This is a genomic window from Coprothermobacter platensis DSM 11748 (assembly GCF_000378005.1).
GTDB classification, from domain to species: Bacteria; Coprothermobacterota; Coprothermobacteria; order Coprothermobacterales; family Coprothermobacteraceae; genus Coprothermobacter; species Coprothermobacter platensis.
Window position 1 is genome coordinate 1265902 of the sequence record NZ_KB899040.1, and the last position, 12708, is coordinate 1278609.

14 protein-coding genes are annotated in these 12708 nt (G+C 42.7%); 7 read left to right on the forward strand and 7 right to left on the reverse strand.

Annotated elements, in window-relative coordinates; genetic code table 11:
• Nucleotides 1–16: 16 nt before the first annotated feature.
• From agaB to D890_RS0106745, 4 genes are all read right to left on the reverse strand, one after another.
• Entirely contained in the window at nucleotides 17–472 is a 456-nt protein-coding gene (gene agaB, locus D890_RS0106730; RefSeq protein WP_018963756.1) for a PTS galactosamine transporter subunit IIB, read from the reverse strand.
• Between the two features lie 166 nt (nucleotides 473–638).
• Nucleotides 639–1493: a class II fructose-1,6-bisphosphate aldolase gene (gene fba / locus D890_RS0106735; protein ID WP_026291345.1), complete on the reverse strand. Its 855-nt coding sequence runs from the start codon at nucleotides 1491–1493 to the stop codon at nucleotides 639–641.
• A 136-nt stretch (nucleotides 1494–1629) separates the two neighbouring features.
• Entirely contained in the window at nucleotides 1630–2460 is an 831-nt protein-coding gene (locus D890_RS0106740) for a phosphoenolpyruvate hydrolase family protein (protein ID WP_018963758.1), read from the reverse strand.
• 16 nt (nucleotides 2461–2476) lie between these two features.
• Nucleotides 2477–3709 carry a Tm-1-like ATP-binding domain-containing protein gene (locus D890_RS0106745; RefSeq protein ID WP_018963759.1) on the reverse strand — a complete coding sequence of 411 codons (1233 nt, stop codon included), beginning with the start codon at nucleotides 3707–3709 and terminating at the stop codon, nucleotides 2477–2479.
• A gap of 357 nt (nucleotides 3710–4066) precedes the next feature.
• Between D890_RS0106745 and D890_RS0106750 the strand changes: the two genes are divergently transcribed.
• A complete protein-coding gene (locus D890_RS0106750) occupies nucleotides 4067–5389 on the forward strand; it encodes a S8 family peptidase (protein WP_018963760.1) in 1323 nt (440 codons plus the stop codon).
• A gap of 41 nt (nucleotides 5390–5430) precedes the next feature.
• Here D890_RS0106750 and D890_RS0106755 read toward each other — a convergent pair whose 3' ends face one another.
• Nucleotides 5431–6051 carry a glycerol-3-phosphate acyltransferase gene (locus tag D890_RS0106755; RefSeq protein WP_169333498.1) on the reverse strand — a complete coding sequence of 207 codons (621 nt, stop codon included), beginning with the start codon at nucleotides 6049–6051 and terminating at the stop codon, nucleotides 5431–5433.
• A gap of 172 nt (nucleotides 6052–6223) precedes the next feature.
• On the opposite strand from D890_RS0106755, the gene D890_RS0106760 reads away from it, so the two are divergent.
• The 3 genes from D890_RS0106760 to D890_RS0106770 are packed head-to-tail and all read left to right on the forward strand — an operon-like array spanning nucleotide 6224 to nucleotide 8591.
• On the forward strand, nucleotides 6224–6628 hold the full coding sequence (locus tag D890_RS0106760; protein ID WP_018963762.1) for a 4Fe-4S dicluster domain-containing protein: 405 nt from the start codon (nucleotides 6224–6226) through the stop codon (nucleotides 6626–6628).
• 3 nt (nucleotides 6629–6631) lie between these two features.
• Nucleotides 6632–8392: an aldehyde ferredoxin oxidoreductase N-terminal domain-containing protein gene (locus D890_RS0106765; RefSeq protein WP_018963763.1), complete on the forward strand. Its 1761-nt coding sequence runs from the start codon at nucleotides 6632–6634 to the stop codon at nucleotides 8390–8392.
• Nucleotides 8367–8591: a MoaD/ThiS family protein gene (locus D890_RS0106770; protein ID WP_018963764.1), complete on the forward strand. Its 225-nt coding sequence runs from the start codon at nucleotides 8367–8369 to the stop codon at nucleotides 8589–8591. The genes D890_RS0106765 and D890_RS0106770 overlap by 26 nt, the downstream gene beginning before the upstream one ends.
• Nucleotides 8592–8594: 3 nt before the next feature.
• Here D890_RS0106770 and D890_RS0106775 read toward each other — a convergent pair whose 3' ends face one another.
• On the reverse strand, nucleotides 8595–9404 hold the full coding sequence (locus D890_RS0106775) for a carbohydrate kinase family protein (RefSeq protein ID WP_083916947.1): 810 nt from the start codon (nucleotides 9402–9404) through the stop codon (nucleotides 8595–8597).
• Between the two features lie 34 nt (nucleotides 9405–9438).
• On the opposite strand from D890_RS0106775, the gene D890_RS0106780 reads away from it, so the two are divergent.
• Nucleotides 9439–10347, forward strand: coding sequence for a pseudouridine-5'-phosphate glycosidase (locus D890_RS0106780; RefSeq protein ID WP_018963766.1), 909 nt, complete (start codon nucleotides 9439–9441; stop codon nucleotides 10345–10347).
• Nucleotides 10348–10368: 21 nt separating this feature from the next.
• Nucleotides 10369–10683, forward strand: coding sequence for a ferritin family protein (locus D890_RS0106785; protein WP_018963767.1), 315 nt, complete (start codon nucleotides 10369–10371; stop codon nucleotides 10681–10683).
• Between the two features lie 75 nt (nucleotides 10684–10758).
• Here D890_RS0106785 and D890_RS0106790 read toward each other — a convergent pair whose 3' ends face one another.
• Entirely contained in the window at nucleotides 10759–11718 is a 960-nt protein-coding gene (locus D890_RS0106790) for an S-layer homology domain-containing protein (RefSeq protein ID WP_018963768.1), read from the reverse strand.
• A gap of 101 nt (nucleotides 11719–11819) precedes the next feature.
• On the opposite strand from D890_RS0106790, the gene D890_RS0106795 reads away from it, so the two are divergent.
• The gene (locus D890_RS0106795) at nucleotides 11820–12704 is read left to right on the forward strand and encodes an aldo/keto reductase (protein ID WP_018963769.1); all 885 of its coding nucleotides are present in this window, start codon (nucleotides 11820–11822) and stop codon (nucleotides 12702–12704) included.
• The last annotated feature ends 4 nt before the right edge of the window (nucleotides 12705–12708 follow it).

The following is a 12708-nucleotide window of genomic DNA, read 5'->3' on the forward strand; positions in this document are numbered from 1 at the left end:
TCTTCCCTCCTCAGTATTAATCTATTTGTTGTTTCCGATCACCTGGTACATCCTGGATAAATACATTGACCCCTTTAGATTTTATGTAGCGAAGATCCTCTAAATCCTTGTCATCCACAAAAACTTTCTTGCTAAGTTGTTTCTTACCGGTGGAAAAGTGCATGTTGCCCACATTTACTTCTTTAATGGGAACACCCCCATCTACGAGTTTTCTAACTACTTCTGGTGTTTTGCAAATAAGAAAAATCTTCTGCGAAGGTGCAGCCTTGTGGATGGTATCTATGGTCTGCTGTATGGTGAAAAACCTTATACCAGCACCTGCTGCTTCAGCCGTCACCGCCATTAGCTGCTGCTGTAGAGGATCCTTCGCTACATCATCATCCGCAACCACAATTAAATTAGCACCCAATGTTTTCGTCCATGTAACGCCCACCTGTCCATGAACCAATCTGTTATCAATTCTTGTTAACAAAATATTAGGTTCACCCGTAACACATCTCTCCCTCGTTTAAGCAATAAGCTACTTGATATTGATTATAATTTGCCATTTTCTTGCTAATAAAGTAAGCAACTTTATAGCAAAATCAAGCTACGCAAAGCCTTTTTTGCCAAAATTTTGTACTTTAAGAAAATATTAATTAGTCTGCCTTATTTTGGCATCCGGCAATTTGTATCTTATGCACTGCTACTTCCTTAGCAGCTTGGATAGCAGGAGCAAAGTACTTTCTTGGATCGTTTTCTTCTGGATGCTCTTCCAAATAGGCTTTTAAAGCATTGACGAAGGCAATCTTTATATCGGTAGCGATATTGAGCTTGTTTATTCCGTCTTTGACAGCTTGCATAACCATTTCATCAGGTATGTCAGAGCCGCCATGAAGAACGATTGGAATGCTCACCATATTTTTTATCGTTCTCAAGCGTTCATAATCTATCTTAGGTGTCCCTTTGTAAAGTCCATGCGCTGTACCTATAGCAATAGCGATAGAGTCTATGCCTGTTCTTTCCACAAATTCAACGGCCTTCTCTGGGTCAGTAAGCGATGATTCATAATCCATCACATCTATGTTTTCTTCCCTGCCACCCAAACGCCCTAATTCTGCTTCTACCTGAACGCCATGCGCATGCGCATATTCAACAACCTTTCTTGTTGCCTCTATGTTCTCTTCAAATGGTAACTTCGACCCATCGTACATAACCGATGTGTAACCAGCATCAACACATTTCTTGGTTAACTCAATATCTTCAGCATGATCCAAATGCAATGCCATGGGGATATCATTCTCCTTCGATGCAGCATTCGCCATCGCCACAAGATATTCCAAGCCAGCAAAATTCACAGTTCCTGGCGTAGTCTGTAGGATAATTGGTGAACGCATCTCTGAAGCCGCAGAAACAACGGCTTTCAACGTTTCCAAATTGTGCACATTGAATGCCACAACGGCATAGTTTTCTTTCATAGCTTTTACCAAAATTTCTTTTGAAGAAATCAACATTCCTTCAACATCTCCTTTCAGAGTAGATGTTATTTTTACTGTCTTTATTAATAACATGTACAATGGTCAAAAGCAAGACAGCAAAATAACCATCCTGCTTTTGACCTGTTTTTATTATCTTGTTAATTAACACAAATCAGTTCATTTTAAGGTTTTTAAACTTTTCAGCTTGTGACTTTATGGCAACTTCTACTGGCAACCGTTCCATGCTAGAGGCGCCAAAGAATCCAACAATGTCTTTCGTATGGTCAAAAATGTATTGGGCATCTTCAGGCTCGGCAATAGGTCCGCCATGGCAGATAACCATGATATCTGGATTGGCACTCTTTGCAGCATCATGAATATTCTGAATGCGCTTTGCACAGTCATCTAAAGTGAGAGCCGTTTTTGCTCCAATAGAACCCTTTGTGGTAAGACCCATGTGTGCTACCAATATGTCTGCGCCAGCTTTTGCCATAGCAATGGCGTCATCTTCATTAAATACATAAGGGCACGTGAGCATGTCCATCTCATGTGCCAAAGCAATTGTCTCTACTTCTTTGTAGTAACCCATGTCTGTCTCTTCCAAGTTTTGACGGAACTGTCCATCAATTAGACCTACTGTAGGAAAGTTCTGGACACCGGTAAATCCAATGTCTTTAAGCTCTTTGAGAAAATTTTTCATAACTCTAAACGGATCTGTTCCGTTAACGCCAGCTAAAACAGCAGAATCAGGTACTACAGGTAAAACTTCTCTGGCCATGTCTACAACAATTTGGTTTGCATCACCATAAGCCAACAAACCTGCTAAAGAACCTCGGCCAGCCATTCTGTAGCGGCCAGAATTATATATGATGACCAAATCGACGCCCCCTGCCACAGAAAACTTAGCAGATATGCCTGTGCCTGCGCCAGCTCCGATTATGGGCTTGCCACTTTTTACCTGAGCATGAAGTCGCTCTAATGCTGTCTTCCTGTCAATCGCCATAAATGTTTTCCTCCTTTTAATTGACTTTGCTATTTCGAATCAACTGAAGCAACGCTTCTGCCATTGCTTCAGCAAATTCCGGATCATTGATGTTGTAATTCAGTTCCCGCACTTCAATACGTGGGTCAAGATTCTTCTTCAATGTTTCAAAGAGAACTTTGTCAGCTTCTGGATCAAAGAAGGGCATGCCTTCTTTGTCAATGCCTGACACGCCTTTTAAGGGCAAAAAGACTATAACAGGACCCTTTGCCTTGTTAAGCTTTTCAGCTAATATTTCTCCTAATCTGCGATTTTCTTCTAATGTAGTCCTCATTAAAGTTACCGTAGGATTATGTACATGCAGTTTTCTCGATCTAAACTTCTCCGGCACAGTATCCATGGGACCGAAATTGACCATATCTAAAGCCCCTACAGAAACCACTTGAGGGATGCCCATCTTACCAGCAGCATCCAAACGTGTTGGACCTGCAGAAAGCACACCGCCTACTAATTCGTCTGCCCATTCTGTAGTAGTGATATCAGCTACTGCATCGATAAAGCCACTTTCTATTAAGCTTTCCATTGCCATTCCTCCTGTGCCAGTGGCATGGAAAACCAACACTTCACACCCGTTATCTTCTAAAATGGACCGCACCTTTTCCACACATGGGGTTGTAAGACCAAACATAGTGGCCCCTACTAAAGGTTTTTCACTTTGATCCTGCTTCGCAACTTCCAAAGGTTCTGCTTCAACCATGCCGCATATGGCGCCAGCGGCATTTGCAAGTATACGAGATGACAGTCGGTTTATGCCAGAAATGTCTATTACGGAATACATCATGGTAATGTCTTTTATGCCTACATAAGGACGTGTATCTCCCGAAGCCATAGTTGACACCATAACCTTAGGGAATCCCACTGGTAATGCTCTCATAGCGGCTGTAGCTAAAGATGTACCACCTGATCCGCCAAGGCTGATTATGCCGTCAATTTTCCCGTTTTCGTAAAGCTCCTGAACTAACAAAGTGGCACCTTTTGCCATAGCTTCTATGGCTACACCCCTGTCAGCTCTATTAAGTTCGTCAATGCTGTAGCCAGCTTTCGCCGCTACTTGCTCGCGTGTTATGTCTGCTTTTACAGAAGGGCTACCCATAGTTCCGGCGTCTATAAGAACGGTTTTATGACCACGTTTTTCAATAATTGCCTTGACATAAGCAAACTCTTTGCCTTTAGTGTCTAACGTCCCCAGTAACGCAATTGTTCTTTCCATCACGTCACATCCTTTAAAGGCCCGATTACCCCCCAAAGCCTCAATTACATGCATTTTAGCATCCAAACAGTCTTTTTGCTTAACCAAATTCAGCAATAATCTTAGCCGTGTCCGCTATCACAATAGTATGAATAATCAAGAAATCAAGAAATCACGAAACACACTTTATAGATATGCAATAAGACCAAGCATTCTTGGAAATCAGCTGCATATGAGGACAATGCGTAGGCCAAAGGCAGCTATTAATATACACTTAACTGTATATTAATAAATAGTTGACATTGAAGAATTTTTTTGTATAATGTGTCCATTCGTTTCACAGGTTTCAAAAACCTATTCAAGGGGAGTGTGGTCAGGATGAAGAAAGTACTATTGTCATTGGTGGTTGTAGTACTCCTTCTGTCCGGTTTCGCTCAAGTAAAAAGTGCGGAACCACTCTACGTTAACAAAGACACCGTCAGCGATGAACAGCAAGTTAGCGACGAAATTATTGTGGGCTTCAAGAGTGGCGCAGATGCGTCGGCCCAAACCATGCAGGTAGAAAACCTTGCCGGAGCAAAACTTTCCAGAAAAGGGCTGAAGAATTTCGCTGTTTTCAAACTACCAAAAGGGAAAGCAATTAATGATGTTATTAATGCTATAAAAAGCGATCCAAATGTAGAATATGTGGAACTAAATTACATTGCTCATGCCTTTGCAGTTCCCAACGACACATATTTCAATCCTTATCAGTGGGATCTGTACAACTATGGCATGACCAGTAACGGCTATGTTTCAAACTACGGCATTCAAGCAGTCTCAGCTTGGGATATAACCAGAGGAGCAGGTGTAAAGGTAGCCATTATTGATACAGGAGTCGCCTATGAAAACTATGGTAGTTATACTAAAGCTCCAGATTTGGCAAACACTTACTTCGATACAGCAAACGCATATGATTTTGTAAACAACGATACTCACGCAAACGATGATAACGGCCATGGAACGCACGTGGCAGGAACCATAGCACAATCCACGAACAATAACATGGGCGCAGCAGGAATAGCTTACGAAGCGACAATTTTACCGATAAAAGTTCTGGATAGCAGTGGATCAGGAAGCTATGATGCCATAGCCAATGGCATCATATGGGCCGCAGACCATGGAGCAAGAGTAATCAATATGAGTTTAGGCGGAAGCCAAGGTTCTACGACATTACAAAATGCTATTCAATATGCCTACAATAAGGGCCTCGTCATTGTGTGTGCTTCTGGAAACGATGGCAAATCAACGGTGAGTTATCCTGCGGCATATACACAATGCATAGCCGTGGGATCAACACGGTTTGACGGTAATCGCGTAAGTTACTCCAACTATGGTAGCGCTCTCGATATCGTCGCTCCGGGCGGTGACACATCTGTGGACCAGAACCATGACGGTTATGGCGACGGCATTCTCCAGCAAACATTCCCTCAGGGGAGCCCAAATTCCTTTGGGTATTATTTCTTCCAGGGTACATCCATGGCTTCTCCGCATGTCGCAGGCGTAGCAGCTCTTGTTCTTTCGGCTCATCCTACATACACAAATGAACAGGTAAGAACAGCCATGCAGTCAACTGCAAAAGACTTAGGTACTACAGGTTGGGATAAGTATTATGGCTACGGTCTTGTAAATGCCTATGCAGCAGTAAGATGGACTCCGTAAAACAAATATGCCATTTTGAATAAAGGGAGGGGCCCTCATAGCTATGAGGGCCTTTCCCTTTTAGGCCTACCGCCAAATATTTCCATTACCTTTTCTCTGTTTCTCAAAATGATAACGGATAAGCACAAAAGGAAATAACACTGGAAGAGCTCATTATGAAAATTAGTTAAGGAAAGCAGCAAGAAGATGAAACCTGCTGCTTCACTTTCCTCAAGATAAGAAAAATTAAAATAACGAACCTGAAAAACGTAGCACATACCATAAACTATTGCCATAAATAAGAACAGTTGAAAACCCATCCTGGGATACAGATAAAATGTTCCTCCAAAAACGGATGCGATACCTGTGCCCCCTCTGAAACTAAAAAACATGGGGAAATCATGCCCAACAATGGTTAGTGTTCCGCCAACAGCAAGCAACGAGCTCGGAATGGATAGAAGCGTACCTATTAGGAAAGGCAACATCCCTTTAACGAAGTCAATAAAGAAAACCAAAATACCCAAGGTATTGCTCACGTTCATAAACACATTAGTAGCCCCAGCGTTACCATCACCCAACACTCTTATATCCTCATGCTTTAGCGCACGAGTGATTATGAGCGCCGTATTTGTAGAACCAAAAACATAACAAAACAAAAGGTAAAGAATGTTCCTCCGCCACATACGGTTCATTCTATCATTAGGTTTTGACGTCAGCTAAATGCGGCCAATTCTTCCTTTATGGACATCAAATTCTCTTATGTAGCATTTCTTGACAAGAAGTTAAACAAAACACGCGCAAGAATTGTTATGATGTAATTGTGAAACAAATAACACTTGGGGAGGTAAACAGGATATGCCCAAGATATTGAAAGTAAAAAACATTAATAAATGCATAGGGTGTTTTGAATGCATGATAGGCTGTGCATCGCTCAACTTTCACAGCCACACGCTCACTAAAAGCGCCATAAGAGTTAAAACAAAGGGCGGACTTCAAAGTAAGTTTGCTGCTGTCATATGTGTGGGCTGCACAGAACCCGCTTGTGCGGAAGCATGTCCCACAGAAGCATTAGTTCCGCGTCAGGGCGGAGGCGTCGTGTTTGATGGGAAAAAGTGTATCGGCTGCGAAAGGTGTGTCCCCGCATGCATTGTAGGGGCCATCGCCATGGATAAACAACTTAGGAAGCCCATCATATGCAAGCAATGTGGTGCGTGTGCCCAGCTTTGCCCTCACGAATGCTTAGCCATGGAGGAGGTATAACCCATGCTAGGGAAAGACTATATTAGAGTGCTCCATATCAATTTAACTGATGAAAAAGTGTCTGTGGAAGAACGTAAAGATTTGTTTCATTTACTGGGAGGAACAGGGGTTGCTTCAAAACTGCTTGAAGAAAACATGCGACCTGACCTTCCGCCACTTCATGAAGACCAGCCCATCATTTTTGCCATAGGTCCATTGTCCACCATTTTCCCCGTGGCAACAAAAACGGTAGCTACTTTTATCTCTCCACTCACAGGTGAATATGGAGAAAGCCATGCAGGTGGACGCAGCGCCATGGCAATAAGGAATGCAGGATATGATGCCATCGTTATTACCGGAAGAGCAAATAAACCCACATATTTGAGTATTACTGACCACTCTGTGGAATTCAAAGATGCACGCGGTTTGTGGGGTTTAGACGTCGAAGAGACAGGAAGAATCATAAGGGAAAGAGAAGGAATACCAGGGAAGCGCAGTATCATGCGTATCGGTGTATCTGGAGAAAACTTAGTCAGTTTCGCAGGTGTCAATGTGGATACATACAGACATTTCGGAAGGCTTGGCCTTGGTGCAGTTTTTGGCAGTAAACAACTTAAAGCTATTGCCATTACAGGAGAAACAGATATACCGGTAACCGATTTTAAGAGTTACTACAGCACATTCCGATGGCTTTACAAAAAGGTCGTGGAAACAGATCTTATGTCCAAGTATCATGAAATTGGAACACCAATAAACATAAAGGTGCTTAATGCCATAAGTTCATTGCCCACGAAGAATCTTCAGCAGTCTACCTTCGAACACGCAGATGACATATCCGGAGAAACCTTTGCCCAAGACACACTCGTTAGAAAGGTCTCCTGCGTCGGCTGTCCTATAGGATGCATACATGTGGGGCAATTTAGACGTTTATTTGATAAAGGCTACGAATATGAATCCTTAGCCGTTTCTTATGACCATGAACTTATTTATTCCTTAGGAAGCTTATTGGGTACTCCTACTGCCAGTGAAGTTTTAGAGTTGATCGATGAAGTTGAAGAAACCGGATTAGACGCCATGAGCACAGGTGTCGCATTGGCATGGGCAACAGAAGCGTTGGAAAAAGATATTTTGAGCATAGAACAAACATTAGTGCCGCTTGCTTTCGGAAATACAGAGAACTATAAAAAAGCCATTCATTACATAGCCGAACGCACTAACGATTTTTACAGAACCTTAGGCGAAGGGTTGACACATGCAACGGAGGCTTACGGCGGAAAAGAGTTCGCACTGGTTTATGGCGGCAATGAGATGGCTGGTTACCACACAGGTTACGCTTTTGCTTTAGGGCAAACAGTAGGTGGCAGACATTCACATCTTTGCAATGCCGGTTACCAATATGACCAAAGCGCAAAAGAGCTCAACGATGAAGAAATTGTCGATTATTTGATAAAGGAAGAAAAAGAACGTTGCATGCTAACTTCTCTGGTAATTTGCTTGTTTGCAAGAAAGGTGTATGACAGAGAAACGGTATTAAAAGCTCTAAATGCCATTGATATGCCGTTTACCGATGAAGACTTGGACAAGATGGCAGAAGAAACATTCTTCACGAGATTACGCATAAAACAGAAACTGGGTTACTCATTGGAAAATGAGAAATTCCCTAAGAGAGCCTTTGAAACTCCCACACGCTGGGGAAAAATGGATGAAGAACGTATGAATAAACTGCTCCACATGTATGTGGAACGCCTGAAGGCAGAATATGACCGTTACAGTACAGCTCAATGATTATTTTTCTCGCTACGGTGCGCAGTCAGGGAAGGTCTCCCTGCCAGACGGCGCCACCGTAGCGGACCTCTTATCTTACCTAAAAGTTCCTCCGTCAGAAGTCGGATTTGTAATTAAGACTGGTCAAGTATTAAAAGAAACGGACAAATTAGATGATGGTGACAATCTGCTGATTCTGCCGTTTGCCATGGGCGGTTAACAATTAGAAGTACCTTCTTGCAAAATCTGTTCCAACCCATCGGCTTGCTTCTGTAATGGCTTTCCTGCAAGCTGTTACAAGATCGTTGCCTTGCATAACCTGCGCGATAAAAACACCATTAAAACAGTCACCGGCGCCCAAAGTGCTTACCACATCAGTATGCGGAGCTTCTACATGATTACCATCCACGCTGGCGCCATCACCACCCTGTTTGACCACAACATGCTTGTAAAAATCCGTTTTAGGGATAACTGCCATTTCTTGCTGGTTTCCAAACAAAAAATCAAAGCCACGAGTTTTTTCCAAGAATACATCTAAATGTTCTTTTAATGGTTCATAAGAAGCTGCATCCACAGAAAGAATTGCATGCTGCATTTTTGCCTTTTTAAGAAGTTCTTCCACCACACGGGTGCTTTCATCATGGAACAGAGCATAGCCGCTAATATGAAGCCAATCAATTTTAACATCAGGGACATGCACATAGCTGCGCGCCACGTTAGGAGAACTCCACATATTACGTTCCTTCTCTTCATGACGCACCAGCAGAGTACCAGTGAATCCCTCTCTTTGCGTAAGAAGCGTTTTTACCTTGTAACGCTTTCCAGCTTCTGTAAAGAATCCATAGCCACCATCGGTGCCTACGCATCCGAGTATAGCTGTTTCTGTTCCACAACTGGCACAGTGGCGAGCCGTACTAAAAGCTGATCCTCCCGGCACTACCATTGCTTTCGCTTCTGCGTCGGAAGCATAAACTTTGGGGGCTTCGTCAAAAATTAACACATCCATCAATATGTCTCCATATATAAGCACCATAATATAATTGTAGTGCTAAAGGAGGTATGCAATTATGTTACAAGTTTCTCCACAGGTACAGGAAGCTATTGACACATTAAAGCCCGTGGTTGCTTTGGAATCAACCATAATCACACATGGCATGCCATACCCTGCCAATTTGAACACTGCCTTGGAAGTAGAACAAACTATTAGAGATGAAGGTGCTGTTCCAGCCACTATTGGCGTTATCAATGGCGTTATCAAAGTAGGGTTAAGCGAACAAGAAATCACATTCTTAAGCCAAGCAAAAGATGTTCACAAAATCAGCTTGAAAGACTTATCAGTGGCAGTAGCAAAGAAACTATCAGGTGGTACCACCGTTTCAGCCACCATGTTTGCCGCATACAAAGCGGGCATACAAGTGTTTGCAACAGGTGGTATAGGCGGTGTCCACAGGGACGCCAGAGAAACATTCGATATAAGCACCGATTTAGAAGCACTTGGTTCCATACCCATAACAGTCGTATGCGCCGGAGCGAAGGCCATTCTTGATTTGCCAGCAACGTTGGAGTATTTGGAAACAAAGGGTGTTTTAGTTGTAGGTTACAAAACTACAGAATTCCCTGCTTTTTACTATGGTCATAGTGGTTTAACTTTAGAGCACTCTGTTTCTAATCCTGGACAACTTGCTGAAATTATTCGCAAACGGGATGCTTTGGGCATAGACAAAGCTATATTGGTAGGAAATCCACCACCGGAAGAAATGGCATTAGAAAAAGAACACATAGAAGGGCTAATTCAAGAAGCACTAAAGGCAGCAAAAGAGCAAAATATCCGAGGAAAAGAAGTTACACCATTCCTGCTGGATTACTTGGCAAAGCATTCTCAAGGTGAGACATTGGAGACAAACATTGCATTGGTGAAAAACAACGCTAAAGTTGGATCAGCAGTTGCAAAAGCGCTTATGGCTGATAAGATATAGAACATAAAGGAGGGATAAGCTATGCCAGAATTCGGAAATCCATTTGCAGGGAACAAAAACGACCGCAAGCTTACCCATGAAGAACTTGTAAGGTCCATCAGGTTTATGGTATCCGCGGAATATGAAGCCATCCAACTTTACACGCAGCTCGCTGAAAGCACCGATAACGAGCTTGCTAAAGATGTGCTGGTAGACATTGCCAATGAAGAACGTGTACATGCGGGAGAGTTCCTTCGTTTGCTCTATGAGCTCGCGCCAGATGAAAAAGATTTTTATGAAGATGGTAAGAGCGAAGTAGAAGAAATGATTGAAAAACATCATAATTCGAAGAAGTGAAGCGGCTAAAAATTCATCAGAATAATAGAAAAGGGCTCCCATAAGGAGCCCTTTTCTATTTGGCAGCGTGCTTTGTCACTTCACCATAACACGCTGTAAGAATGCTGCTACCTGATCGCGTGTTAGCGTTAAATCAGGACCAAAAGTGGTTTCTGTAACACCTTTTACAACGCCTTTAGTGTACAAATAAGAAACATAGATCTTTGACCAGTGGCCATAAAGATCGGTGAATGGAGATTTCGGAATGAAGTTTTGGCCAGGTTCTGTTGGAAGTGTCAAAGCCACCAGCTTTGCTGCTTCTGCCCTTGTCAGATAATCCGCTGGTCTCAAGGTTCCGTCTGGGAACCCTTTAACAACATTCTTCTGGTAGAAAGCTAAATAATAGCCAGCTACGGCATTATTGGGATCAACATCTTTAAAAGGATTTGTCTTGTTAGCTAACTGATCTACAGTTACGGGTTTGAGCCCTGTAGCTAATGCTAAAGCATACATGAACTCACCACGCGTGATAGGCTCAGAAGGTCTGAACTTGTTGTCAAGCACCGTCAGGAATTTATTGTTAACTACCGTGGTTATATTGTCTTTTGCCCAAGAATTGCTTATGTCAGTTATGTTAGGCACAGAACCTATGCTGAAAGAGCCTGATGTTTGCACATTTTGTCCGACGAGCCATACCTTATACGTATAGCTACCAGCAGGTATGTTAGGTAAATTGATAAAGCTTATGAGCGTGTTTCCTGCAGGGAACGTTTTCTTCATTACAGCCTGTGTGTAGCTTTTTCCCTGAGAGTCTTTGTACTGGAAATTTCCACCAGTAATCTGAACATCATAGTAGTAACCACTGTTGAACTGCATTGTCACAGCTTTTCCGGGATTTACAACGTAAACCATTACCTGTGCGCCTCCGCTTGGAAGCTGCATAACGTCCATCTTAATGCTGAGCGCTGTTGCTGCCGATGCAAAAGATGGTGCCAACGTAACTAATAACGTTAGGCACAGAAGCATCGGGATGATTTTTCCTACCAACTTTCTCATTAGTGTTTCACCTCCTCAAATAGGACGAACTTTTACCCCGTTTAGTTTCACATTGTATCATTAATGCACACAAATGAGGTAAATTGTGCTTTAATTATTCCATGGAAGAAAAAATAACGTTACCAAGAGTTGTCTGGGGACTTTGGAGAATAGCAAGCTGGAACAAGACGCCACAGGAGCTTGCCAAAATGATGAACATGCTTTTAGACATCGGGGTAGATACTGTGGATTTAGCCGACATTTACGGTGACTATGCTGCAACAAAATTGTTCGGTGAAGTGCTAAAAGCAGACCCGACGCTTTCTAAACGCATTCAGATAGTGACGAAAGCAGATATTGTGCTGCTATCAGAAAAACATCCGGAAGTTTATGTTCAGCACTATGATACGTCAGCAGAGCATATCATTGCTTCAGTAGAACAGTCGCTTCAAGATTTGGGCAGAGATTACATCGATTTGCTTCTTATTCACAGACCGGACCCATTTATGGACCCGCTGGAAGTCTCTCAAGCATTTGACGAACTTTACAATGAAGGTAAAGTGCATGCTTTTGGCGTGTCCAATTTCATGCCCTACCACCATTCGCTCTTATCTAAATACACAAAGCAACCGCTTCTGGTAAACCAAATAGAAATATCCTTAATGCATCCAAACCCATTTTTAGATTCACAAATACCTTATATGATGGAAAACGATATCACACCCATGGCTTGGTCTCCTACGGGAGGTGGCCGATTATTTACAAGCGAAGAACAGAAGGCCATCAACTTACGCCTGGCCCTTGGAGTAATTGCACATAATCACAACGCCACGGCTGAACAGATCGCTTATGCATGGCTTCTTAATCATCCATCGAATATCGTAGTTGTTGCAGGAAGCAGCAACTTCAAACGTGTCAAAGCAGCAGTAGAAGCTGAAGATATTTTATTGGATCGTCAAGAGTGGTTCTATCTTCTCCAACAAGCCACTGGTGAGTCAGTACCTTAAAGCA